Source organism: Pararhizobium sp. A13 (genome assembly GCF_040126305.1).
Lineage (GTDB): Bacteria > Pseudomonadota > Alphaproteobacteria > Rhizobiales > Rhizobiaceae > Pararhizobium.
Genome location: NZ_CP149510.1, coordinates 4,087,517 through 4,112,138 on the forward strand (window position 1 = coordinate 4,087,517; position 24,622 = coordinate 4,112,138).

22 protein-coding genes are annotated in these 24,622 nt (G+C 60.9%); 13 read left to right on the forward strand and 9 right to left on the reverse strand.

The window, feature by feature from the left end; genetic code table 11:
- Positions 1-3: 3 nt before the first annotated feature.
- From WI754_RS19975 to WI754_RS19990, 4 genes are all read right to left on the reverse strand, one after another.
- Entirely contained in the window at positions 4-1,152 is a 1,149-nt protein-coding gene (locus WI754_RS19975) for a hypothetical protein (protein ID WP_349435183.1), read from the reverse strand.
- Positions 1,153-1,381: 229 nt separating this feature from the next.
- Positions 1,382-2,470, reverse strand: a complete 1,089-nt coding sequence (locus tag WI754_RS19980) for a hypothetical protein (RefSeq protein WP_349435185.1) — start codon at positions 2,468-2,470, stop codon at positions 1,382-1,384.
- A 162-nt stretch (positions 2,471-2,632) separates the two neighbouring features.
- Positions 2,633-3,016: a cytochrome c family protein gene (locus WI754_RS19985; RefSeq protein ID WP_349435186.1), complete on the reverse strand. Its 384-nt coding sequence runs from the start codon at positions 3,014-3,016 to the stop codon at positions 2,633-2,635.
- 71 nt (positions 3,017-3,087) lie between these two features.
- A complete protein-coding gene (locus WI754_RS19990) occupies positions 3,088-3,669 on the reverse strand; it encodes a thymidine kinase (protein ID WP_349435188.1) in 582 nt (193 codons plus the stop codon).
- A gap of 243 nt (positions 3,670-3,912) precedes the next feature.
- On the opposite strand from WI754_RS19990, the gene WI754_RS19995 reads away from it, so the two are divergent.
- From WI754_RS19995 to WI754_RS20020, 6 genes are all read left to right on the forward strand, one after another.
- Entirely contained in the window at positions 3,913-4,863 is a 951-nt protein-coding gene (locus WI754_RS19995) for a choline ABC transporter substrate-binding protein (protein ID WP_349435190.1), read from the forward strand.
- Positions 4,864-4,944: 81 nt separating this feature from the next.
- Positions 4,945-5,790, forward strand: coding sequence for a choline ABC transporter permease subunit (gene choW / locus WI754_RS20000; protein ID WP_349435192.1), 846 nt, complete (start codon positions 4,945-4,947; stop codon positions 5,788-5,790).
- Positions 5,787-6,836 (forward strand): choline ABC transporter ATP-binding protein, encoded by a 1,050-nt coding sequence (choV, locus tag WI754_RS20005; protein ID WP_349435194.1) that lies wholly within the window; start codon positions 5,787-5,789, stop codon positions 6,834-6,836. The genes choW and choV overlap by 4 nt, the downstream gene beginning before the upstream one ends.
- 85 nt (positions 6,837-6,921) lie before the next feature.
- Positions 6,922-7,665, forward strand: a complete 744-nt coding sequence (locus tag WI754_RS20010; RefSeq protein ID WP_349435195.1) for a HugZ family protein — start codon at positions 6,922-6,924, stop codon at positions 7,663-7,665.
- A gap of 119 nt (positions 7,666-7,784) precedes the next feature.
- Complete coding sequence (locus WI754_RS20015; RefSeq protein ID WP_349435196.1) at positions 7,785-8,126, forward strand: metalloregulator ArsR/SmtB family transcription factor; 342 nt, start codon at positions 7,785-7,787, stop codon at positions 8,124-8,126.
- Positions 8,127-8,473: 347 nt separating this feature from the next.
- Positions 8,474-9,547, forward strand: coding sequence for a Gfo/Idh/MocA family oxidoreductase (locus tag WI754_RS20020; RefSeq protein ID WP_349435197.1), 1,074 nt, complete (start codon positions 8,474-8,476; stop codon positions 9,545-9,547).
- Here the strand turns inward: WI754_RS20020 and WI754_RS20025 are convergent.
- Genes WI754_RS20025 through WI754_RS20035 form a run of 3 tightly spaced genes read right to left on the reverse strand, consistent with a single transcriptional unit; the run spans position 9,532 to position 13,218 of the window.
- Positions 9,532-10,686 carry a Gfo/Idh/MocA family oxidoreductase gene (locus WI754_RS20025; RefSeq protein ID WP_349435198.1) on the reverse strand — a complete coding sequence of 385 codons (1,155 nt, stop codon included), beginning with the start codon at positions 10,684-10,686 and terminating at the stop codon, positions 9,532-9,534. The two genes, WI754_RS20020 and WI754_RS20025, sit on opposite strands and share 16 nt — an antisense overlap.
- Positions 10,683-12,959 (reverse strand): glycoside hydrolase family 9 protein, encoded by a 2,277-nt coding sequence (locus WI754_RS20030; RefSeq protein ID WP_349435199.1) that lies wholly within the window; start codon positions 12,957-12,959, stop codon positions 10,683-10,685. The genes WI754_RS20025 and WI754_RS20030 overlap by 4 nt, the downstream gene beginning before the upstream one ends.
- A complete protein-coding gene (locus tag WI754_RS20035) occupies positions 12,868-13,218 on the reverse strand; it encodes a hypothetical protein (RefSeq protein WP_349437911.1) in 351 nt (116 codons plus the stop codon). The genes WI754_RS20030 and WI754_RS20035 overlap by 92 nt, the downstream gene beginning before the upstream one ends.
- A 1-nt stretch (position 13,219) precedes the next feature.
- Here WI754_RS20035 and WI754_RS20040 point away from each other — a divergent pair, with 1 nt between their 5' ends.
- The 3 genes from WI754_RS20040 to ade all read left to right on the forward strand — a co-directional run bounded on the left by WI754_RS20040 (position 13,220) and on the right by ade (position 17,817).
- Positions 13,220-14,548 carry an aspartate aminotransferase family protein gene (locus WI754_RS20040; protein ID WP_349435200.1) on the forward strand — a complete coding sequence of 443 codons (1,329 nt, stop codon included), beginning with the start codon at positions 13,220-13,222 and terminating at the stop codon, positions 14,546-14,548.
- A 285-nt stretch (positions 14,549-14,833) separates the two neighbouring features.
- Entirely contained in the window at positions 14,834-15,940 is a 1,107-nt protein-coding gene (locus tag WI754_RS20045) for a branched-chain amino acid ABC transporter substrate-binding protein (protein ID WP_349435201.1), read from the forward strand.
- Positions 15,941-16,119: 179 nt separating this feature from the next.
- Positions 16,120-17,817: an adenine deaminase gene (ade, locus tag WI754_RS20050; RefSeq protein WP_349435202.1), complete on the forward strand. Its 1,698-nt coding sequence runs from the start codon at positions 16,120-16,122 to the stop codon at positions 17,815-17,817.
- A gap of 162 nt (positions 17,818-17,979) precedes the next feature.
- Here the strand turns inward: ade and WI754_RS20055 are convergent, their stop codons facing one another.
- Together WI754_RS20055 and WI754_RS20060 are read right to left on the reverse strand one after the other, a co-directional pair.
- Complete coding sequence (locus WI754_RS20055; protein WP_349437888.1) at positions 17,980-18,204, reverse strand: type II toxin-antitoxin system ParD family antitoxin; 225 nt, start codon at positions 18,202-18,204, stop codon at positions 17,980-17,982.
- Between the two features lie 25 nt (positions 18,205-18,229).
- Entirely contained in the window at positions 18,230-19,876 is a 1,647-nt protein-coding gene (locus WI754_RS20060) for an alpha-glucosidase family protein (RefSeq protein ID WP_349435203.1), read from the reverse strand.
- Positions 19,877-20,035: 159 nt separating this feature from the next.
- Between WI754_RS20060 and WI754_RS20065 the strand changes: the two genes are divergently transcribed.
- From WI754_RS20065 to WI754_RS20080, 4 genes are all read left to right on the forward strand, one after another.
- Entirely contained in the window at positions 20,036-22,024 is a 1,989-nt protein-coding gene (locus WI754_RS20065; RefSeq protein WP_349435204.1) for an FAD-dependent oxidoreductase, read from the forward strand.
- Complete coding sequence (locus WI754_RS20070; RefSeq protein ID WP_349435205.1) at positions 22,021-23,031, forward strand: Ldh family oxidoreductase; 1,011 nt, start codon at positions 22,021-22,023, stop codon at positions 23,029-23,031. Before WI754_RS20065 ends, WI754_RS20070 begins: the two co-directional genes overlap by 4 nt.
- Positions 23,032-23,044: 13 nt before the next feature.
- Positions 23,045-23,962, forward strand: a complete 918-nt coding sequence (locus tag WI754_RS20075; RefSeq protein ID WP_349435206.1) for a sugar kinase — start codon at positions 23,045-23,047, stop codon at positions 23,960-23,962.
- Positions 23,963-24,085: 123 nt separating this feature from the next.
- The gene (locus WI754_RS20080; protein WP_349437889.1) at positions 24,086-24,622 is read left to right on the forward strand and encodes a YbhB/YbcL family Raf kinase inhibitor-like protein; all 537 of its coding nucleotides are present in this window, start codon (positions 24,086-24,088) and stop codon (positions 24,620-24,622) included.

Genomic DNA, 24,622 nt, shown 5'->3' on the forward strand with positions numbered 1-24,622 from the left:
GCCTCACACCTCGCTGATGACCTGGTTTCCGGAAATCACATGCACCTTGTAGTCGCCGAAAATCTGCGCGGCGTCGCCGGCGGCATAGAGCGCCTGATAGGCGTCGTGCGGCACCAGCGCATGTTTCTCATAGGAACTGACCCCCATGCGCGTCGCTTCGAGATTGTCGGTGTCGATATGGAATTCCTCGCTGGCCGGCGTCGACGACCAGAAGCCACGCTGGGCCGGTCGCTCGGCCTTGGAAAAGACCTCCTGCACCGTCCAGGTCAGAAGCCAGGCATTTTCCTGTTTGCGGACCTTGGAGAGTATCTCGTTGATCTTCGCATTGTTCTCGGTGATCCCGGCGGAATAGAACGGCCCGAGCACGATGCGGCGCAGCTGCTTCGGATGAAGTTCGGGAAAATCCTTGTCGAGATTGGTGGCGATCGTCACCGGCGTCAGCGAATAGGCGCTGTTCTTCAAAGCGAAATCATCGAAGCGGCTGGCCAGTTCCGGATTGAGCAGACCGCCGATCGGCAGGGGAATATCCACCTCCGGATTGAGCTTGCCGTCCTCCGTCACCAGCATCCCGACGATCTTTTCCGACGAATCCTCGATCATCGCCATGTAGACCATCGGCAGGGTGCTCGAGCCGTCAAAGGCACCCCAGCAGACGACGTAGTAGGGCCGCATCGTCTTCGGATTGACAGCGACCCGGATCGTCTCGGGCATGATGAAGGGCGAGAAGATGTCGCCCTTGCCGATCTGTTCGAGATAGAGCCGTTCGGCCATGCGCGACTGCAGCCCGGCCGGAAACGCCTTGTGGCGCAGGATGAAGTCGGCCATTTCCTGGCGCAGCGCGTCGGCTTGTGGAATGCCTGACAGCCGCTTTTCCGCTGACTGCCGGTCGTTTTCCAGCTCCAGCACGTTCTGGAACACCGGAAAGCCGCTTTCGGCGCGAGAAATGCGGAACTGCTCGATGAACCCGATCCGGTTTTCCCAGCAGGAGAAGGACGCTTTCAGCCGCGCAAGATAAGGCACGACCACTTCGCCGACCACCGTGTTGCGGTAAAGCGGCGAGTTACGGTCGCCAAGAAAGATTTCGAGCCCGCCGAGCGCCGCCCGGATGGAGGCGAAATACTGGCCGACGGGGCCTTCGGTTGCGGCGTTCATGCGAGGATGCCCGGAACATACGGAGAGTTACCCCCCTCTGTCACTTCGTGACATCTGCCCCCTTGTTCTTTTCCCAAACCAACTGTTGGCGAAAAGCGCTCTGGAACACGAAAGGGCTGCCACGCACTCCCGATCTCCCCCCTTGAGGGGGAGATGTCGGCAAAGCCGACAGAGGGGGGTGTCTCTTCTCCCCTCAAGCGTTCGCAAAAATGCATCACGAGTGCCGCCACTACTGCTTCACGTAATTCGCCGAATTGTGCTTGTCCATCACGGCCTGGAACCGCCGGGCAAAGGCATCGTCGGCAAGCTTCTTTCGGCGCTGGATGTCCTGCGTCGAGAGCATGTTCTTCTCGTGCATTTCCAGGAGATCGCCGATATGGCGCTGCGCGGCCGAGCCAATGCCGGCCATGGTCTCTTCGGCCGCGGTATCGACCTGGCTGCCGAGCGTGTTGATCTTGTGGGCGACATCCTGCTGCGCGGCGGTCTTCAACGAATCCTCAAGAGCCTTGTAGAGGACGATGCGCTGTTCGGTATCGATCGTCAGCTTGTTGATCAGCGTGTTCTGCGCGGCGATCTGGTTGTTGAGCGAATCGACGAAGGTCTGGAACATCGAGGTATAGCGCTCGAGCGTCTGGCTTTCGGCCAGAAGTTCCTGTTCCTTGGCCTGCTTCTCGTTATATTCGGTGGCCAGCACCGAGCGCTCGCCTTCAAGCTGGGTGCGCGACATCTGGTCGGTGGAGGCTGCGATCTTGTTTTCGATGTCCATCAACAGCGGGTTCAGTTCCTCGATCCGCTTCTGGGTCTCCTGAAGGTTCGCCATCGTGCCCTTGCGCCGTTCGATGACCTGCAGCAGGCTCTGCTCAGAGGTCTTGTATCGCTGTTCGAGAACGCCCTTCTGTTCCTTCAGAATGCCGACGATGGTGTCGGATTTGGCGAGCAGCTCCTGCAGATTGCCGGCAAGCGACATGTTGCGCACGCGGTCCGTGCGCATGCGCTGCGCGCTCTGCTTTGAGAAGACGCTGATGAACTTCTCATAACCCGTATAGCTCTTCATGCTCTCGAATTCGGCGCCGAAGACATTGGTTGCGTCTTCCAGACCGATGATCAGGTCGGCAATGTTGCCCTCCATCACCTTCTGCTGGTTGATGACGTCCTGGATACGGGCATTCTCGATGTCGAAATTCGCATCGCCCAATTTGGTGTCGGACTTGGCGAACTGGTCGAGCACGACGGCAGACTGATTCATCTTGCCGCGCATCTGTTCGACGATGCCGCGCGTTTTCTCGATCTCGCTCTCAAAATTCTGAAGTGTCGCCATCGTTTCCCCCTCTTGCTTCGGTGCAGACGCGCCGCGCAGGTCAATTATTCAGTCGTGACATCATTCATATAATGGGAGCAGCGATTTGAAGCACAAGTGCCCAACCGCCGATTTTCAGTTGTGCGTCACCTCTCATCCGCAACCTGCTTCGAAGGAAACGCTTTATTTCGTAGCTGTGGTCTTTAAATAGGCGATGACGTTTTCGATGTCCTGAGGCTTTTTCAGGCCTGCAAAAGACATCTTCGTGCCCGTCACCATCGCTTTCGGGCTGAGAAGATATTCGGCAAGCAGATTTTCGTCCCATACTTTGCCATCCGCGCCGAAGGCCTTCATGGCATCGGAATAGCCATAGCCGGCAAATGTCGCGACCGGGCGACCGACGACGCCCATCAGGCTCGGCCCGACCCGGTTCACCGGCTCGGACGCGGTATGGCAGGTGCCGCACTTCTTGAAAACCTGCGCCCCCGCTTCCGCGTCGCCACCGGCATGGGCAAGGCCCACCCAAAGACAGAGACAGGCACTCATCAGGACAAGACGCAGCGGCATCGGTGGTTTCTCCGGAGAACGAATGGGATGGCCGCCACCATGGCACGGCGTGATTGCCGTGCGATAGCCCGTCAGCCTTCGTTCATCACGTCTTCCCAGTGGCGGCGGCAGTAGACGACGTATTTCTCGTTGCCGCCGACATCAACCTGGGCGCCCTCGCGGACGACATTGCCGTCGGCGTCGAGCCGCGCCACCATCGTTGCCTTGCGGCCGCAATGGCAGATCGTACGGACCTCCCGCATTTCGTCGGCAATCGCCAAGAGCGCCATCGAGCCGGGAAAGAGCTTGCCCTGGAAATCTGTGCGCAATCCATAGGCCATAACCGGAATGCCAATACGATCGGCGACGCGCGCCAGCTGCCAGACCTGATCCTCGCCGAGAAACTGCGCCTCGTCGACGAATACGCAGGCAATTGTTTCTTCGGCATGCAGGCGTTCGACCAATGCATAGAGATCGTCGTCATGGGTGAAGGGAATGCCGTCCTCGCTCAGCCCGATGCGGGAAGATACTCGCCCCGTGCCGGCCCGGTCGTCGAAGGCGGCGATCAGGATGACGGTGCGCATGCCGCGTTCGCGATAATTGTAGGACGCCTGCAGGAGCATTGTCGATTTTCCAGCATTCATGGTGGCGTAGCTGAAATACAGTTTTGCCATGGCATCCTCTTCTTTATTCTGTTGATTGTTCATGAACAGACCGGGCAGAAGGCCAGACCACGAGCGCAAAAATCACAGAAAATCGACGCTTTGTGCCAGAACAAGAGTAATGCGACATCTCACGTCGTTTTACGCGGGCTGTCTGGCGAATGTCCCAATACACTTGGAGGCAACACCAGGGCGCTTGAATTGGCGGACATTTGGTGATTGGCTAAAATCATAAAAGGCAGGGGAATAAATACGATGAGCAGACTGACACTGAAATTCATGCTGACCGCGGCCGTATCGCTGGCTGCGCTGACCGCGAACGCTTATGCGGCCGAACCGGAAAGCTGCGGCACCGTCCGCTTTTCCGATGTCGGCTGGACCGACATCACCGCGACGACGGCAACCGTCAGCACGATCCTCAAGGGCCTCGGCTACGAGACGGACATCAAGGTCCTTTCCGTTCCCGTCACCTACCAATCGCTGAAGAACAAGGACATCGACATCTTTCTCGGCAACTGGATGCCGACGCAGGAAAATGACGTTCGCCCCTTCCTCGACGACAAGTCGGTGGAATCCTTCGGTCCCAACCTCGAGGGCGCCAAGTATACTCTGGCGACCAACGCCAAGGGTGCAGAGCTCGGCATCAAGGATTTCAAGGATATCGCAGCTCACAAGGATGAGCTCGACGGCAAGATCTACGGTATCGAGCCGGGCAATGACGGCAACCGCCTGATCATCGACATGGTCGACAAGGATACCTTCGGCCTCAAGGGCTTCGAAGTGGTCGAATCCTCCGAACAGGGCATGCTGGCGCAGGTCGCCCGCGCCGAAAAGGACAGCGCACCGGTTGTCTTCCTCGGCTGGGAACCGCACCCGATGAACGCCAACTTCAAGCTCAGCTACCTGTCCGGCGGCGATGACATCTTCGGCCCGAACTTCGGCGGCGCAACCGTGTTCACCAACGTGCGCGCGGGCTACACCACCGAATGCCCGAATGTTGGCAAGCTGCTGACCAATCTCAAGTTCTCGCTTCCGATGGAAAACGAGATCATGGGCAAGATCCTGAACGACGCCAAGGAGCCGGACGCGGCCGCCGCGGAATGGCTGAAGGCTAATCCGACCGCCATCGACCCCTGGCTTGCCGGCGTCACGACCAAGGACGGTGCCGAAGGATTGCCCGCCGTGAAAACAGCCCTCGGTCTCTGACCGGCGGACATGAGGCGGGGATGATCTCCCCGCCTTTTTTGAACCGATTTCCGTTTCGTTTTCCGGTATGGGATGTTTTTCGTGGATTTTTTGACCGAATATCGTGTTCCGATCGGCGCAGGGGCAAAGACCTTCGTCGATTGGCTCACCACCAATTTCGAACTGTTCTTCGATCAGCTCGCAAATTTTCTGTCCGGCGTTGTTGCCGTTCTGCTGTTCATCCTGCAGACACCGCATGCACTGGTCGTCGTCGCGGTTGTCACGGCGTTGTCTTGGTGGTTGCGCCGGTCGATCGGCATCACGCTGTTTACCTGTCTCGGGCTGCTCCTGATCATCAATCAGGGCTATTGGAAGGAAACGACGGAGACGCTGGCGCTGGTGCTTGCCGCCAGCTTTGTCAGCATGGCCGTCGGCATTCCGCTCGGCATCGTCGCGGCGCGCAGACCGGTGGTCTATGCCGTCATGCGCCCGGTCCTCGACCTGATGCAGACCATCCCGACCTTCGTCTACCTCATTCCGGCGCTGATCCTCTTCGGCCTCGGCATGGTGCCGGGCCTGATTGCAACGGTGATCTTCGCAATTCCCGCGCCGATCCGCCTGACTCGCCTCGGCATCATCTCGACGCCACCGTCTCTGGTGGAAGCAGCCGTTTCCTTCGGCGCAACGCCGTCGCAGGTGCTGCGCAAGATCGAAATCCCGTTTGCCATGCCGCAGATCATGGCCGGCCTCACCCAGACGATCATGCTCTCACTGTCGATGGTGGTCATCGCGGCTCTCGTTGGCGCCAACGGCCTCGGCGTGCCGGTACTGCGCGCGCTGAATACGGTGAACGTCGCCAAGGGCTTTGAAGCCGGGCTTTGCATCGTCATTCTCGCGATCATTCTCGACCGCCTGTTCCGCTCGTCCGATGAAGGAGAAGGCGCATGACCGATGCCGTCGTTTTCAAGAATGTCGACATCATCTTCGGCAACAAGCCGGAAGCGGCCATCGCCATGGTCGATCAGGGCAAGACCCGCGATGAGATCGGCGCCGCGACCGGGCTTGTGCTTGGTGTCGCCGATGCGTCGCTGACCATCACCGAGGGCGAAATCCTCGTGCTGATGGGGTTGTCGGGCTCTGGCAAGTCGACGCTGCTGCGCGCCGTCAACGGGCTGGCGCCGGTGGTGCGCGGCGAAGTGCAGGTGAAAACCAAGCACGGGACGATCAACCCGTACAAGACAAGCGCCAAGTCGCTGCGCGACTTCCGCATGCACGATGTCTCCATGGTTTTCCAGCAGTTTGCTTTGCTGCCATGGCGCACCGTGGAGGACAATGTCGGCTTCGGGCTGGAATTGGCCGGCGTGCCGGAGAGCGAGCGCAAGAAGCGTGTCGGCGAACAACTGGAGCTGGTCAACCTGACGAAGTGGGCCGGCCGGCAGGTCAAGGAGCTCTCCGGCGGCATGCAGCAGCGTGTCGGCCTTGCCCGCGCCTTTGCCACCGGCGCGCCCATCCTGCTGATGGACGAACCCTTCTCGGCGCTCGATCCACTGATCCGCACCCGCCTGCAGGACGAGCTCCTCGAATTCCAGCGGCGGCTGAAGAAGACCATCCTCTTCGTCAGCCACGACCTCGACGAGGCCTTCCGGATCGGTAACCGCATCGCCATCATGGAAGGCGGGCGCATCATCCAGTGCGGCACGCCGCAGGAGATCGTCAAGAACCCGGCCAACCAGTATGTCGCCGATTTCGTCCAGCACATGAACCCGATCACCATGCTGACGGCGATGGACGTGATGCAGCACGGCGTCAACCGGATCGACGGCGCGGCCGGCGTCACGGCGACCGCCAAGCCGACAACGCCGCTGATCGACATCCTCGACGCGATGTCGCGCCAGCCGGGCAGCATCGGCGTAGTCGACAACGGCGCCGTCGTCGGAACCATCAATGCGCAGAACGTCGTGGAAGGCTTGACCCGGCACCGCAACAGAAGTTGACCAGATCAGCCTGAATGCCAGTATAAAGGACGCCCGGGATCGCTGTCTCCGGGCGTTTGGCATTCAAGACCAAGAGGCAACTCCGATGGCCGAAAAACCTTCCGTGCTGCGCGAAACCGACGACGAGGCGCGCAAGCTTGCCCGCATCCTGTTGCGCTCCGCTCGCAGCGCCGCCCTCGCCGTCATCGAGCCGGCAAGCAACGGTTTTCCCTTCGTCAGCCGCGTGCTTCTTGGCATCGACACGGACGGGACGCCAGTCACGCTGGTCTCGGCTCTCTCGACCCACACCCAGGCATTGTCCGCCGATACCCGCTGCTCGCTGCTGACCGGCGAAGTCGGCAAGGGCGATCCGCTCGCCCATCCCCGTCTGACCGTTCAGTGCGAGGCCGAAAAAGTCGAACGCGACGGTGCGTCGCATGCCCGTATTCGCGCACGCTTCCTCCGCCGCCATCCAAAGTCGGAACTCTATATCGACTTTCCGGACTTTGCCTTCTTCAGGTTGCAGCCGGTGAAGGCCAGCCTCAATGGCGGCTTTGGCCGGGCCTATGCGCTTGATGGCGAAGACCTGCTCATTCGCTCGCCGGGAATCGACGATCTCGCAGCGATGGAAGAGCGGGCAATCGAGCACATGAACAGCGACCATCCCGATGCGGCGAGCCGCTATGCGCAGGTCTATTGCAAGGCCGAAGGTGCCGACTGGCGAATCTGCGGCCTCGATGCCGCCGGGGTCGATCTCGCCTCCGGCGATCAATTAAGAAGACTCGAATATGATGCACTATTGCAATCCGCGGGCGAACTGCGCATGATGCTGGTGAAACTTTACGGTTAAATTTACCCTACCTACCCCGATTTCTTGCAGTAGGAGGTTGTGCTTTTATTCATCACGTCTAATTATCGCTTATTCACAATCATGACCAAGCGTGATGTGAACCTCGCACGGAGTACGGAATGCAAACGATCTCTCCTCAGAAACACGGCAAGGCTGAAATAGCTGCGGAGTTTCTGTCGGCCATGGCAAACCCCAAGCGTCTGCTGATTCTGCGTTCACTGGTGAACCAGGAAATGGCAGTTGGTGTATTGGCAAACCAGGTCGGCCTCAGCCAGTCTGCCCTGTCGCAACATCTCTCGAAATTGCGTGCCCAGAATCTCGTGACCACCCGCAGGGATGCGCAGACAATCTACTATTCAAGCTCTTCGGATGCTGTCCTGAAAGTGTTGAAAACACTGACGGAAATCTATGGCGAAGAACCTGCCCCGGCCGAACGGGTCGCGCAGCGCCGTACCGCCTGATACGAATGGGGGCCGACCGCCGGTCCCCATTTTACCAACCCCGTCCCACCGCGTTTCGGTTCTCCCCAGGACATAAATCGCCGGTTTCATCGGCTTGGCGTTCCGATTCGGGTGAACCGTCCTTATATTAAGCCGGGTTGACCGGTCGCGTTGAACGCATGTGTCCAACGCGACAGGCAGCGTTCATGACTTCAGCCGAAGCGGCGACAATTGCCCTTGATCTGCCGTCCGTTCCAAAAGCGCCTCCCGAATCGCACGAAGAGGTTGTGCCGCGCTCGCAACTTCGCCGAGAACCCAATATGCCGATGTTTACGCGCCTTTGAGACTTGCCGTGCAGGATCGGCGCCATGAACACGATTGCCAAAAACCGGCCATCGCCGTCGACCGTCAGATGGGCGGTGCTCGGGACCGGCACCATCGCCTCCACCTTTGCCGAGGACATCCGTTTGGCCGGCAACGCCGAGCTTGTTGCCGTGTGCTCGCGGACGGCCGAGGCGGCAAGCACCTTCTCACAGCGCTTTGGTGGGCTTCGGATTCTACCCAACATCGAGGCTCTGGCATCCGACGCGGAGATTGACGCCGTCTATCTGGCAACGCCGAACACCACCCATTTCAAACAGGCGCAATCGCTGTTGCGCGCTAAAATACCTGTCCTTGTCGAAAAGCCATTGGTGACGACTGCGGCACAAGCGCAGCATCTGGCACAGCTGGCCGGGGAAACGAACACATTCGCCATGGAGGCTCTCTGGACCGTGTTCCTGCCGGCAGTCAGCCGGGTGCGCACCCTTCTTGCCGACAACGCGATCGGCGCTGTCACCGGCATTCGAGCGGAACTCGCCTATGTCAGAGCCTTCGACAGGGACAGCCGCTTCTTCTCGAAAGCGCTCGGCGGCGGCTCGCTTCTTGATCTGGGGGCCTATCCAATCGGGATAACGCTCGCGCTGTTCGGTTTTCCGCAAGCGGTGACCGGGCGGTGGCGCGCCGCACCCACGGGGGTCGACATGTCGGCCGAGATCAAGCTGGAATATTCCGGCTTCGATGCCTCCCTCTCCTGTGCATTCGATCGCAATGGCAGCAATCGTTTCATCATCGAAGGCGACCAGGGAAGCTTGGTGATCGACGCGCCATTCCTGCAGGCAAGCCGTGTCATCGTCACGAGAAATTCTGTTGCTCGTCATCTGGTGATCCCGCCCGGCTCCGGCCTCCTATCGGGCCTCGTCGGCAAGATGGGACGCAAGCTGCCCCTGCCCGGTCTGACGGTCCATGACCACGGCTACCCCGGCAACGGACTGCAGTTCGAGATCGAAGCGGCAAGCAAGGCCATCCTCGAGGGAAAATGCGAACAACCGCTGATGCCGCTTGGTACCAGCATTGCCGCGCTCGAGATCATCGAAACCGTACTGGCTCAGCCCGCGTCATAACCGCTCGGAGTATGATCCCGTTTGCCGGCATTCAGCGCCAGCACGATGTCCGTCAGGTGCAGCGCGGTCCCGCCCGAAAAGAATGGTTTGGTGTTTTGCCTGATCGCATCCGCCTGCGCAGCAATCCCGCGCACGAAATCGATCTGCGACGGATAGGCGGGCAGGACGTTTTTCTCCGCAGGACGCCGATAGGCCAACGGCTTTCCGGCCGTCAGACGAAATGCAAATTTCCGCTGAAACTGCCATTCCAGACGATCGATCAGGCGATGAAGCAGCGGTCGCCTCGCGCCCGCCAACTCGACATGGATCGGTGAGCGATTGTCCCAGAGATCACGCACGACGATGGTGCCCTTGTCGCCGACGATCGTCAGCGACCGGTCGCGCGGCATGGCAAGTCCGCTCGTGAGGCGGGCGACAAGGCCCGAGCGGAATGTCAGACAGCCGACGGAAAAATCCGGTCCGAGAGCGAGATTTTCGGTACCTGGTCCCTTGTTGGGAAAGGTCAGCGCGGAGAAAGCCGCGACATGCGCCACGGGACCGAACAGCGACACGAGCCAGCTTGTCGCGTAGCCCGCATGTTCCAGCGTGCAGCCGATTTCGAATTCGTGCACCGCCGGCCATTTCGCACCGGAGCGGCTTCGCCACTCCTGCCACTTGTCGAGGAAGACCGGTCCATCCTCCATTTCCGCGTAAACGAGGCGCGGTGTACCGATGACACCGGCGCTGAGGATTTCGGCGCAGTGCGCCCGGGCATCGCTGAGCGCGTTGGCCGGCGCGCCCGCCAATACCAGCTCCCTCGCGTCCGCCAGATCAACCAGTTCGCGCGCCTCATCCACCGTCATCGCCAGCGGCTTTTCGCAATAGACATGCTTGCCGGCGAGTAATGCCGCGTTGTTGACGGCATGATGGCTTTCCGGCGGCGTCAGGTTGACGACGATGGCAACACTCGGGTCCGCAAGCGCCTCCTCGCCAGAGGCGTAGGCGCGGACGTTCCAGTGGGCACAGAACTGTTGCAGCCGCACAGGATCAATGTCGAAGACACCGGCTAGCCGCAACTGCGGATGGTTTGCCAGCGTCGTCATGTAATAGTCGGCGACGAAACCCGCGCCGATGAAGGCGATGCCCGTCTGTCCGCTCATCGGGCATCCGCCAGGAAAGAGGCAATATAGACCAGCGGTGCATTCCAGTTGATCGTCATTTCGTTGGCTCCCCAGGCCATGATATCGTCGACATAGCAAGTCTGCGGCAGGCAGCCCTTGAGCCGTGCCTTCGACACGTCGTCGACCAGCGTCGAATTCGGTCCGCCCGCCAGTGTCCCGGCTGGCGGATTGGGAAGCGTGTCGTCGAGCTGATGGGCATACCAACGGCTATGCTGGTTCTTTGCAAAGACGCTGCCATAGCCGGTGACATAAGACATGTTCATGGCATTCCGCCCGAAGATGTAATCCATGCTCTCGCGGACGCCATTGAGGAACCGCTTTTCGCCTGTCAGGTCGTATCCCGCCGATACGACGATCATGTTTTGCAGGATCAGCTGGTTGGATCCCCAGTCATAGCGGTTGTTGGCCGGCCGATAAATCTGCCCGAAGGGTTCCTTCTTCTGCAGGCTCATGAAATTTCTGGCAGCCGAGACGACAGAGACGCGAACCATCGCCTTGTCCTCGTCCGGAAGCCTGTCGCCGTAGAGCGCCAGGTCGAGACGGCCGAGCCCCGCGACACTGCGCCAATCGAAGGCTCCGATGGCAGAAAAAACCGGCCCTGCCCAATGGATGGAGGTTTTCAACGCAGTGAGATACTTGGTCTCTCCGGTGGTGATATAAAGCTCCGCCGCCGCCCAATAGGTTTCGTCGGCAATATCGGTGTCGTCATAGTCACCGCCGCCCTGCAGGCCGTCCGACGTCGGCGCATAGAGCACCGGATTGGCAGCGGCGGCGAGCCAGGCCTTTTTCGCCGCGGCCAGCAGCGTTTCGGAGAACGCCTCGTCATAGGGCGCAAACAGCCGAGCGCCTTGCGCCGCCGCAGCCGCGAGATTGAGCGTCGCGGCCGTCGAGGGGCGATGCAATGCCCGCTCTTCTGGATCGAGATGCGGCAGCATCGGCACGTCGGTCCATTTCGTGTCGTGTATCTTGTGATGCACCATGCCGGCCAAGGGCTGGCCGTCGGGCACCATCATCTTTATCATGAATTCGAGTTCCCAACGGGCCTCATCGAGAATGTCGGGAACACCGTTGCCGTTTTCGGGAATGCGCGACAGGCTGTCGCTGATCACCGGCGACGCCCCTTTGCCGTAGACCACGCCGCGTTCGAACGTGCCAAGAAGTTGCGCCACCGCGATCCCGCCATTGACCACGTATTTGCCCTGATCGCCGGCATCGTACCAGCCTCCGGAGACGTCGAGCGCATAGTCGCAGGTCCAGTCCTCGCCGTAGAGTTCCGCCGCCACCTTGCCGGTCAGGCAGGTGACCTGCGCGTCACCCTGATTGGGGCTGTCCTGCAGGTGTCCGGCAGGACGGGCGTAGGCCTCCCCGGCGATATCGCCCTTGATCGCGATGCCGCTACGCTGCGGATAAAACCACGACAGCGCATCGACGCGCAATTTGCCGTAGACGTCGCGGCCAACAGAAAATGGGTAGCTCTTCCTGCCGCCGACAACCACGCGATAACCCTCGCCGGCCGTCGCAAAAGCGGAAAAATCGGCAATCTGGGTCTCAGCGCCAGCCGTTTCGTCGAAACCGGCCGGAGCCGTCATGCCCTCGCCCACCACCACACCCTGAGCATCTTCAAGCTTGAATGCCAGCGGTTTGGTGGCATCCGACAGGATCGTCGCCCGCTTCGGTCCATCGAGGAAATAGCCCGCCTGGTTGACAAGGGCCGGCAAGTCGCGCGCCACCTTTTTCGCCGCCGCCACGACCTCTTCGGGCTTGGCTTCTCTGATCGCCACGTCATCGAGGCAAAGCCGCCACGGCTTTTCGGCGCCGCCGAGATGAAAAATGATCTGCGCGGGTTCTGCCTCCATCGCTTTGAAGACGGTCGAGAACCCCTCCTCCCCGGCCTTGATCTCTGCATTGAATGTTGCCTGTGCCGTCCACGGCGCGGCATTGCGCTGAACCAGGACCGGGAAAATACGCTCGTCCTTGCTTTCGAGCATCATCTTCAACCGGTAGGACGCACCCGCAGCAAAGAGCAGGTCGTTGACGCCGAGCAGGCGATCCCAGGGCTCCCCGCCGGCTTCGATATCGGCGCACAACTTTCCGCGCTCGTGCGACAGCGCAACGCCGCCGGTTGCCCAGAAGCCGTCCTCGCCCTTTTCAAAGGCGCCATCAGTAATCATGTCGGCCGCGCGCGCCTGCGTGGAAAGAAAGACGAGAAGCGCAAGCGCCAGACTGGCCTGAAGTTTTGGCAAGATTTCCATCCTGAGCCCAGGTTACGGGAACGCGGCGCCACTCTCCGGCAAACAGGTTAAACTTCAGAAAATGCAGCGCAACAAGCCCTTGTTTGGATTGCTTCTGGACGAAGAAACCCGTGCCTCCCTCCAGCCATGAACCGCATTTGACCGTATCGGACCAAGGCTTGACGCTGAAAGGCACCCTGATAGTTTGACCATCAGGTAAAGATTCCGCTTCATCCACCTGGATTTGGCCGCCAGACACAAAAAACGCCACGGAGAACACGATGTCGAACCGCCTCACCGCCACACCCAACGATCTGCGCGCCTTCTGGATGCCGTTCACGGCCAACCGGCAGTACAAGAAAGAGCCGCGCATGTTCGTCAAGGCGAAGGACATGCACTACACGACCCATGACGGACGCCAGGTGCTCGACGGCACCGCGGGACTTTGGTGCGTGAATGCCGGTCATTGCCGCCCGCAGATCACCGAAGCCATTCAGCAGCAAGCGGGCGAGCTCGACTACGCACCGGCCTTCCAGCTTGGCCATCCGAAGGCCTTCGAGCTGGCAAACCGCCTGATCGACATCGCCCCCGACGGCACGGAGCATGTGCTTTACACCAATTCCGGCTCGGAATCGGTCGAGACGGCGCTGAAGGTGGCGCTTGCCTATCACAAGGTGAAGGGCCAGGGTTCGCGCACCCGCCTGATCGGCCGCGAGCGCGGCTATCACGGCGTCAATTTCGGCGGCATCTCTGTTGGCGGCATCGTTTCCAACCGCAAGATGTTCGGCACGCTTCTGACCGGCGTCGATCATATGCCGCACACCCATCTGCCGGAAAAGAACGCCTTCACCAAGGGCGAGCCGGAACACGGCGCCGATCTTGCCACGGAACTGGAACGCATCGTCACGCTGCATGACGCTTCGACCATCGCCGCCGTGATCGTCGAGCCGGTCGCAGGCTCCACCGGCGTGCTGATCCCGCCGAAGGGATATCTCCAGAAGCTGCGCGACATCTGTACAAAGCATGGCATCCTTCTGATTTTCGACGAAGTCATCACTGGCTATGGCCGCCTAGGCACGCCGTTCGCCGCCCAGTATTTCGATGTGAAGCCGGATATGATCGTCACCGCCAAGGGCCTGACCAACGGCGTCATCCCGATGGGCGCGGTCTTCGTCACTGCGGAAATCCACGACGCCTTCATGAGCGGCCCGGAGCACATGATTGAGTTCTTCCACGGCTACACCTATTCCGGCAACCCGATTGCCTGCGCCGCGGCCCTCGGCACGCTCGACACCTATCGCGACGAAGGCTTGCTCACCCGCGGTGCAGAGCTTGCTTCCTACTGGGCCGACGCTCTGCATTCGCTGAAGGACTGCCCGCACGTCATCGACATCCGCAATATCGGCCTGATCGGCGCGATCGAACTGCAGCCGATCGCCGGCGAACCGACCAAGCGCGCCTTTTCGGCCTTCCTCAAGGCCTATGAAAGCGGCTACCTGATCCGCACCACCGGCGACATCATCGCCCTGTCGCCACCGCTGATCATCACGAAGGCGCAGATCGACGAGTTGATCGACGGTATCCGCAAGGTATTGCAGTCCAACATCTGACTGAACAATATTTAGTCATTTCTTATGTTAAAAAACGGGCCGGAACCAACGTTCTGGCCCGTTTCTGCGCGACTGTTGAATAAATTCAACGCACTTGCTCAAAAATCCACCTTGCGAAATTGTCTACCGGTTCCTAAACGCTAGATTATTGGAGTCTACCCGTCCGCCAGAGACGGAAACCCAATGGGCTCGACTTGCTTTCGGCGGATCGGCATCAGGCCTCTCCGTCGAAGAATGGCGATTGTGCCGGCACGCGGGGAAGCAACCCATCCAAGGAGAAGCAAGATGAATTTCAAGACACTGACGGGCGCCACCCTCGTCGCCACGCTGGCCTTCGCGACGCTCGCCCATGCCGAGATCGTGATCGGGCTGATCGCCCCGCTGACCGGGCCGGTCGCGGCCTATGGAGACCAGGTGAAGAACGGCGCGCAGGTTGCGGTCGACCAGATCAACAAGAACGGCGGCATTCTGGGCGAGCAGGTTGTGCTGAAGTTGGCAGACGACGCCGGCGAACCGAAACAGGGTGTTTCGGCCGCGAACCAGGTTATCGCGGAAGGCATCCGCTTCGTCGTCGGCCCGGTTACCTCCGGCGTTGCCATGCCGGCATCCGACGTTCTCGCTGAAAACGGCATCCTGATGGTCACCCCGACGGCAACCACACCGGACCTGACGAAACGTGGCCTGACCACCATCCTGCGCACCTGCGGCCGCGACGACCAGCAGGCCGAAGTGGCGGCGGCCTATGTGCTGAAGCAGTTCAAGGACAAGCGCATCGGCATCCTCAACGACAAGGGCGCCTACGGCAAGGGCCTCGCCGATGCCTTCAAGGCAACGCTGAACGCCGGCGGTGTCACGGAGGTCTTCAACGACGCGCTGACGCCCGGCGAGAAGGATCTGAGCGCGCTCACCACCCGCCTCAAGGCGGAGAAGGTCGATGTGCTCTATTTCGGCGGCTATCACCCCGAAGCTGGCCTGCTGGTACGCCAGCTTCATGATATCTCGGCCGACATCCAGATCATCGGCGGTGACGGCCTCTCCAACAGCGAATTCTGGAGCATCGGTACTGACGCGGCTGCCGGAACCGTGTTCACCAACGCCGCGGACGCGCTGAAGAGCGAGAATTCGAAGACAGCCGTGGCCGCTCTCGAGGCGGCAAAGATTCCGGCCGAAGCCTTCACCCTCAACGCCTATGCCGCCGTTGAAGTGATCAAGGCCGGCATCGAGAAGGCCGGAAGTGCCGAGGACGCGGCAGCCGTGGCAACTGCCCTGAAGACCGGCGAGCCGATCACCACCGCCATCGGCAACCTCACCTATGGCGAGACCGGCGACCTGACCTCGCAGAGCTTCTCGCTTTACAAATGGGAAGACGGCAAGATCGTCGCCGCCGAATGAATGGAATGGCCATCAACGGGATCGGGCGCTTCGGCGCCCGATTTCTTTTTGGTCAACGGCCCACGCAGTCCACAGACACAAGCACCAATTTGTTGCAGTCTGCTATGCAATGTCGATCACCAGCAGCTATGCTGGCAGTAAGCCAATCCGCGGCAAGGCATTGAAGAGGCAGGACCACCATGAGCGAAAAACTTGAAAAGCTGATCGATCAAGGCACGGGCCGCGCGCCTGCCGATGTCGTGCTCAAGGGCGGTCGCTTCTTAGATCTGGTGACGGGTGAGCTTGTTTCGTCCGACATCGCCATCTGCGGTGACCGGATCGTCGGGACTTGCGGGACATATAAAGGCAACACGGAAATCGACATCTCCGGCAGGATCATTGTGCCGGGCTTCATCGACACGCATCTGCACATCGAATCCTCACTCGTCACGCCGCATGAATTCGACCGCTGCGTGCTGCCCTACGGCGTGACCACGGTGATCTGCGATCCGCACGAGATCGCCAACGTGCTCGGCACCGAGGGCATCCGGTTCTTTCTCGACTCGGCCCTTGAGACGATCATGGATATTCGCGTCCAGCTCTCGAGCTGCGTGCCGGCGACGCATCTGGAGACCTCCGGCGCCAACCTGCCGATCGAGAAGCTGCTGCCGTTCCGCGACCACGAAAAGGTCATCGGCCTTGCGGAATTCATGAATTTTCCCGGCGTCATCCACAAGGACCCGGTCTGCCTTGCCAAGCTCGAAGCTTTCCAGGGCGGCCATATCGACGGGCACGCACCGCTGCTGCGCGGGATGGACCTCAACGGTTACCTCTCGACCGGCATCCGCACCGACCACGAATGCACGACGGCAGAGGAAGCGCTCGAAAAGATCCGCAAGGGCATGCACATCCTGGTACGCGAAGGCTCGGTCTCCAAAGATCTGCACGCGCTGATGCCGATCCTCACCGAACGCCTGTCACCGTTCCTGGCGCTCTGCACAGACGACCGCAATCCGCTCGACATCGCCGAGCAGGGCCATCTCGACTACATGATCCGCGAGGCGATCGCGAAGGGAGTCGAGCCGCTGGCCGTCTACCGCGCCGCCTCGATTTCCGCCGCCCGCGCCTTCGGTCTCAGAGATCGCGGCTTGGTGGCGCCGGGCTGGCGCGCCGATCTCGTGATCATCGACAGTCTCGAAAACTGCAAGGCGGAAAAGGTCTTCGTTGCGGGCCGTCTCGTTACCGACGCGTTGTTCGCCACCCGCCGCCCGGTCGCTCCCGTCGGGCTCGACAGCGTCAAGGCAGGCCACGTCAATGCCGCCGATTTCGGCGTGCCCTACGCCGAGGGCGAAACTTCGGTGATCGGGGTGCTGCCGGGCAAGATCATCACCGAGCACCGGCGCTTCAAGCTGCCTGCATCGGGCAATCAAGCCGGTGTCGATCTCGGCCGCGATATCATCAAAGTTGCCGTCATCGAGCGCCACGGCGTCAATGGCAACCATGCCAACGGCTTCGTCCAGGGGTTCGGGCTGAAGAAGGGCGCGATCGCCTCGACCGTCGGACATGACAGCCACAATATCTGCGTCGTCGGCGTTAACGAGGACGACATGGCGCTGGCGGCAAACCGGCTCGGAGAGATCAAGGGTGGCTTCGTCGTCGTCGAGGACGGCAATGTGACCGGCGAAATCGCACTGCCCGTCGCCGGGTTGATGAGCCTTGAGCCCTATGAAAGTGTCCGCGACACGCTGCATCATCTGCGCGAGGCTGCCTTCGCGCTGGGGGCGACGCTGCAGGAACCGTTCCTGCAACTGGCGTTCCTGCCGCTTCCGGTCATTCCACACCTGAAGATTTCGGATATGGGACTGGTCGATGTCGACAAGTTTGTGCTGATTGGGTGAGAACGGCTTTGGCGGCTAACGCATCCTATCTTCGGAGATATCGCGAAAGCCGCTTAGCACGCGAACAACGGTCAAAGTCGTTTCGCCGCGCCTTCATTGTCACGCGCAATGTAACGCCATATCTCTATCAGATCGGCCTTCGCCTTTGGCAGCCGGTGGATTTCAAGCGCCACGAACAAACTTCGCCGAGGCCAGACGTGCTTCTGCCTTTGTGGCATCCATATCCATTGGCTCGGATTCACCGCTTGCGAAACCTTCATCGATCGCGGCCTTCAATGCCTGTAGTTTCGCAGCACGAAATTGCTCTCGCTCTTCCAACACGCGCAGACCATCGCGCATAATTTCGCTGGCACTGGAGTAACGGCCGCTTGCAAGGAGATCGCGAATGAAACGCTCGTAGTGAGCCTCGGTTTCAGGCTAACCGCCCACAAAATACATCCAGCGCCTCAAGCAAAATCTCGCCACCGTCCACCTTCGGTGCGAACCCCGGCATCGGCAAAACCTCGGTAAGGGCCACACTTTTCGGCAGATTCACAATCTGAGGTCCGCGGCGCAGATTGAAAACGAACAGTAGCTTTTCCCCGCCCTTTTCCCGCGTGAAAGCCAGGATATCCTGATTGGTTTCGAGGAAGGTCATGCTGCCGTCCAGAAGCGGCGCTTGCTTCTTTCGAAAGTCGAGCGTCTGCTGGTAGTGGGCGAGAACCGAATCCGTCACGCTCTCCTGCAGGTCCACAGCCAAAGCCCGGTGAACGTCCGGAACCGGCAACCAGGGCTTGGCGGTCGAAAACCCGGCATGGGGCGTCTCCTTCTCCCAGACCATCGGTGTGCGGCACCCGTCGCGGCCCTTGAAGGCCGGCCAGAAGCGGATGCCGTAGGGGTCGCGCAGGTCCGCCAGTTCGAGTTCGGCCTCCGGCAGAGCCAGTTCCTCACCCTGATAGAGGCAGATCGAGCCGCGCAGGGCGGCAAGAACGGAGATCGCCAGCTTGGCCACCCGCTCGCGTTCCTCCTCGGTCTGCGCGAAACGGCTGACATGGCGAGTGACATCATGGTTGGAAAAGGCCCAGCAGACCCAGCCATCGGTGACCGCATCCTGAAACGCGGCGACGCAGCGGCGGATATGGGTGGCTGTGAAATCCGGACCGAGCAGGTCGAAGGTGTAGCACATGTTGAGCTTGTCGCCACCGCCGGTATAGGCCGCTACCGTCTTCAACGAGCGAGCGCCATCGCCCACCTCGCCAACCGATGCCCGCCCGCCGAACTCGTCGAGCAGGGCACGAAAGCGCTGCAGGAAGCCGATGTTTTCCGGCTGCGTCTTGTCGTAGAGGTGGTTCTGCATGCCATAGGGATTGACGTCGGGCGCATCCAGCCCGATCGCATCTTCGTCATAAACCAGTGGCGGATTGTCCCGCAGTTCCTTGTCGTGGAAATAGAAATTCACCGTGTCGAGCCGGAAACCGTCGACGCCGCGCTTCAGCCAGAAGCGGACGGTTTCCAGCAAGGCTTCCTGAACATCCGGATTGTGAAAATTGAGATCGGGCTGCGAACCCAAAAAATTGTGCATGTAATACTGCTTGCGCACGCCATCCCATTCCCAGGCCGGGCCGCCGAAGATCGACAGCCAGTTGTTCGGCGCGGTGCCGTCCGGCTTCGGATCGGCCCAGACATACCAGTCGGCCTTGGGGTTGGTCCGATCCGAACGGCTTTCCTTGAACCAGGGATGCTGGTCGGAAGTGTGCGAGATCACCTGGTCGATGATGACCTTGATGCCGAGCTCATGCGCCGTCGTCAGCATCGCGTCGAAATCGGCAAGCGTGCCGAACATCGGATCGACATCGCAATAGTCCGACACGTCATAGCCCATGTCGGCCATCGGCGAGGTGAAGAACGGCGACAGCCAGATGGCATCGACGCCGAGGCTGGCGATGTAGGGCAGCCTCTGCGTCACCCCTTTCAGATCACCAGCCCCATCGCCCTTGGTGTCCTGGAAGGAGCGCGGATAGACCTGATAGATCACGGCGCCGCGCCACCAATCGGCATTGGATTTCAAGGGAGATGCCATCAAAAAACTCCGCGATCACAGGGATATGCAGCCCAAGATGTATCGTCGCCACAAGAGCGAGTAAACGGCCTTCCCCGTCGTTTCCGGAGATTGACGGCTGCCGATGCAAAAATGATGATGACCTGACTATTCTGCCAGCCACGACCTGCGGAGAAGCCAGTGCAGCGCCAGTTCCCCAAGACCTTTTCGCCCATCCGCCTGCGCCACAAGACGCTGCGCAACCGGATCGTCTTCGGCGCCCACACGGCCAACATGGCTGAAGACGGCCTGCCCGGCGCGCGTCATATCGGTTATTACGCCGAGCGGGCGATGGGTGGCGCTGCGATGATCGTGGTCGAGCCGATGCCGGTACATCCGGCAACGATCCTGACGCGCGGAAATTTCCGTCCCTGCGACGACAGCGTCATTCCGCATTTCAGAAGGGTTGCCGATGCCATCAAGGCGCATGGGGCCGTGGCGATCCAGCAACTCTATCACATCGGCAGCCACGGCGATTCCGACAATTCCTATCATCCGCACTGGTCGCCCTCGGGCAAGCCGAGCTACCACGACAGCGACGGCAGCCATGAGATGAGCGAGGCGGAAATCCTCGAAACCATCGACGCCTTCGTTCAAGCCGCGCGGCGCTGTCGCGAGGCCGGTTTCGACGGTGTCGAGGTTTGGGCGGCCTATCATGGCCTCACCGACCAGTTCTGGACGCCGTGGTCGAACCGGCGCGAGGATAAATGGGGCGGCTCGCTGGAAAACCGCACCCGCTTCTCCCGCGAAATCCTGAAGCGCATCCGCGAGACCTGCGGCGAGGATTTCATCATCGGCCTTGCCGTCAACGACGAACCGGACGTCGACGTGGCGCTGCAGAAACCGGACCTTGCCGAAATCGTCGCAATGCACGACGCTGAAAAACTGATGGATTACGTCACCTGCGGCTCGGGCAGTTATTTCGATTTCTACAAGATCATCCCGACCGTGCTCTATCCCGAGAAACTCGGCGTCGATCTGGCCGCACGCCTGAAAGCCGTGGTGAAGAACTGTCTGGTGACCGCCGAAAGCCATGTCCGCACGCCGGAAAATGCCGAGACCGTTCTCGGCGAAGGCCAGGCCGATCTCGTGTCCATCGTGCGCGGCCAGATCGCCGATCCGCATCTCGTCAACAAGGCGAAGGAAGGCCGGGCGGAGGATATACGCGGCTGTCTTTCCTGCAACCAGATGTGCTGGGGCCGGCGGTCGCGCGACTACTGGATCAGCTGCCTGATCAACCCTTCCGCCGGTCGTGAATTCGAATGGGGCGGCGATCGCTTTCAAAAGACGGATACGCCCCGCAGGGTGCTCGTTGTCGGCGGTGGCCCGGCTGGCCTTGAGGCGGCGCGTGCATCGGCGGAGCTTGGACATCATGTCACGCTCGCCGAAGCCTCCGACCGCCTTGGCGGTCATTTCCGGTTGGCAGGCCTGCAGCCGCGCCGCGCCCAGATCACCGACCTGATCGGCTGGTATGAGCGGCAGCTGGAAAGGCTCGGCGTCGATCGTCGCCTAAACACCTATCTCGAAGCGCCCGATGTCATGGATTTCGCGGCCGATGTCGTGCTGCTTGCGACCGGCTCGCTGCCGCCGGAAACGGGCTTTCAGCGCGCTTTGCCGCATATCGAAAGCCTGCCCGGATACGAACGCGGCAATGTCTTTTCCGCCGAAGCCGTGATGGCGCGGCAGGTCCGGCCCGGCAATCGGGTGATCGTGCTGGATGAAGGCGGCAACTGGAAGGGTTGCGGCACCGCCTGGAAACTTGCCGAGGATGGACACGAGGTCACCATTGTCACACCGGATGCAATGGTGGCCAAGGAGTTGCAGCGCACCGCCGCCGATTTCCCCTTGCGCCGTGCGCTTGCGAAGCTCGGCGTGCGGTTCGTCACCGAGACGGCGGTCCTGGAGTGGCACGGCAATGGCGCAACCCTGATCTCGTTCCTGGACGGCAAGGAACAGACGATCGAGGCGGATTGCCTTGTCACCGCGACCGCCAACCAGGCCGCCGACTGGCTGGCGCACGATCTCGATGCCTTGGGTATTTCCTACGAGCTGCTTGGCGACTGCGCGGCTCCTCGGCAGGCGCCCTACGCCATCTATGACGGCCGCAAGGCCGCACTGGAGATCAAATGACCGAAGACATGGTGACGTTCAGCCTTGGCGATGCGCGCGAATTCGCGGTCGTGGCCCTCCTTGGCGCCGGCGCAAGTCCAGCCATGGCCGCCTCCCTCGCCCGTGCGACGGTGGACGCTGATGCGCGCAAATCGACCGTCGGCTTTTCCCATCTCGTCGACTATCTGGAGAGCCTCGTCGCCGGACGCATCAATGGAAAGGCAAAACCAAAACGAACCGACCCCACTCCTGCCCTGATCCGCATGGACGCCGACGGCGGTATCGCACAACTCGGCTTTGATCTCGCCTTCGACAATCTTGTCGAAAAGGCCAGGACCTTCGGCATCGCGCTCTTCGCCCAAGCCAACAGCTACACCTCCGGCGAACTGGGCGACTACGTCTTCCGCTTGGCGGCCCACGGCCTTGCCGGTCTCGCCGCAACGAACGGCCCGGCGCTGATCGCCGGGTCCGGCGGTGCAAAACCGGTCTATTGCACCAACCCGCTTGCCTTCGCAGCTCCCCGCAAGAATGGTGCGCCGCTCCTCATCGATCAATCCTCCAGCGCCACCGCTTTCGTCAATATCCGCGAGGCAGCCGCCCGCGGTGAGCGGATCCCGGCGGGCTGGGCCGTCGATGCGGCCGGCCAACCGACCACCGACGCGAAAGAGGCAATGAAGGGCGCCATGCTCGCCTTCGGGGGAACACGCGGCGCCAATATCGCGCTGATGGTCGAAGTGCTGGCGGCGGGTTTGAGCCGCGCCAACTGGTCGCTCGATGCGCCGGATTTCATGAGCGGCGACAGGACACCCGGCAACGGCCTCACGGTCGTCGCCATCGCCCCCTCGCTGCTCGACGAAGACTTCGAAATCCGGCTCGACGCGCAGTTGACGCGGCTATCAACCGGCTACGGCATCCATATTCCCGGCGTATCGAAATTCGATGCCCTGAACCGCGCACGCGAGGACGGCATCCGCTTGCCTTCCGCGCTGGTAAGCCGTATCTCGGCTTTCGCAAAAGGGCATGACTAGCGGGGGAACCTTCATGGCGGGCAGGCTGCTTTCGATCGGCGAATGCATGGTGGAACTGATGCAGGCCGACGGTGATCTCCTGCGTAAGGGCTATGCCGGCGATACCTTCAACACCGCCTATTACGCCCGGTCTTTCCTGCCCAAGGACTGGTCCGTCGATTATTTCACGGCGGTCGGCACCGACATGGTGTCCGACGAGATGCTGGCCTTCATCGAAAAGACCGGCGTCGGCATCGGCCATATCCGCCGCGTCGAGGGACGTTCACCCGGCCTCTACATGATCCATCTGAAAGACGGCGAACGCAGCTTTTCCTACTGGCGCTCCGTTTCCGCCGCCAAAACGCTCGCCGACGATGCCGATCATCTGCGTAGGGCGATCGACGCCTCTGATATCCTCGTCTTTTCCGGCATCACCCTGGCGATCCTTGTGCCGAACGCCGCGGAGACACTGCTCTTAGAACTGCGCCGCGCCAAGGCTGCCGGCAAGCTCGTCGTCTTCGATCCCAATATCCGGCCGCGCTTGTGGGACGACAAGGCCCGGATGCTGGAAACCATCTCTGCCGGCGCCCGCGCCTCCAGCCTCGTCATGCCGAGCTTCGACGACGAAGCCGTGCATTTCGGCGACGCCGGTATCGCCGCAACGATCGAGCGGTATCGGGGGCTCGGCGTCGAAAACATCGTGGTCAAGGATGGGCCGAACGGCGTGACCTTGAGCTTCGGCGACAGCAAAACCGAGTTCGTCCCCTCGGCCAGAGCGGAGAAGATCGTCGATACGACGAGCGCCGGTGACAGCTTCAACGGCGCGTTCCTCGCCCGCTACGCCGTTGACGGCGACCCGGTTTCGGCCGCCCGGTTCGCTGCTGCAACGGCGGCGGCCGTCATCCAGCATCACGGTGCCCTGGTCGCCAGGGACAAGCTGCCGGCCGCATGAGAGCGCTCGGCATTTGATCGGTCCGGAGCCAAAAACGATCCGAACGGCACCGATCGACGCCAATTATCGCCCTATCCTGCGCTCATCGTCAGGACGAAGGATAGAACGATGATAAAAAAAACGATGGCAACCGCGGTTTTCGCAGGCGTAAGCATGGTTGCAGGCGCAGCTTTCGCGGCAGACTTTACGGTGACCAGCAGCGACTTCGCCTCGGGCAAGGTGGAGCAGGCACAATTCTGGAACGCCATGGGCTGCACCGGCGGAAACATTTCGCCGGAAATTTCATGGTCGAACGCGCCGGAAGGCACCAAAAGTTTCGTGGTAACGCTTTATGACAAGGATGCGCCGACGGGATCGGGATGGTGGCACTGGGTGGTTGTGAACATCCCGGCAAGCGCGACATCCCTGCCCGCCGGCGCCGGAAGCGACGCGGGCAAATTGCCCGAAGGGGCGATCATGACACCGACCGATACCGGCGCTGCCGGATATGGCGGTGCCTGCCCACCCGACGGCACGGAGCACGACTATACGATCACGGTGAAAGCGCTGGGCGTCGACAAGTTGCCGGTACCGGACGATGCCACGCCGGCGCTCGTCGGCTTCGTCAGCAACATGAACACGCTTGCGGTCGCGACCATATCAGCCAAGGGCAGCCGATAG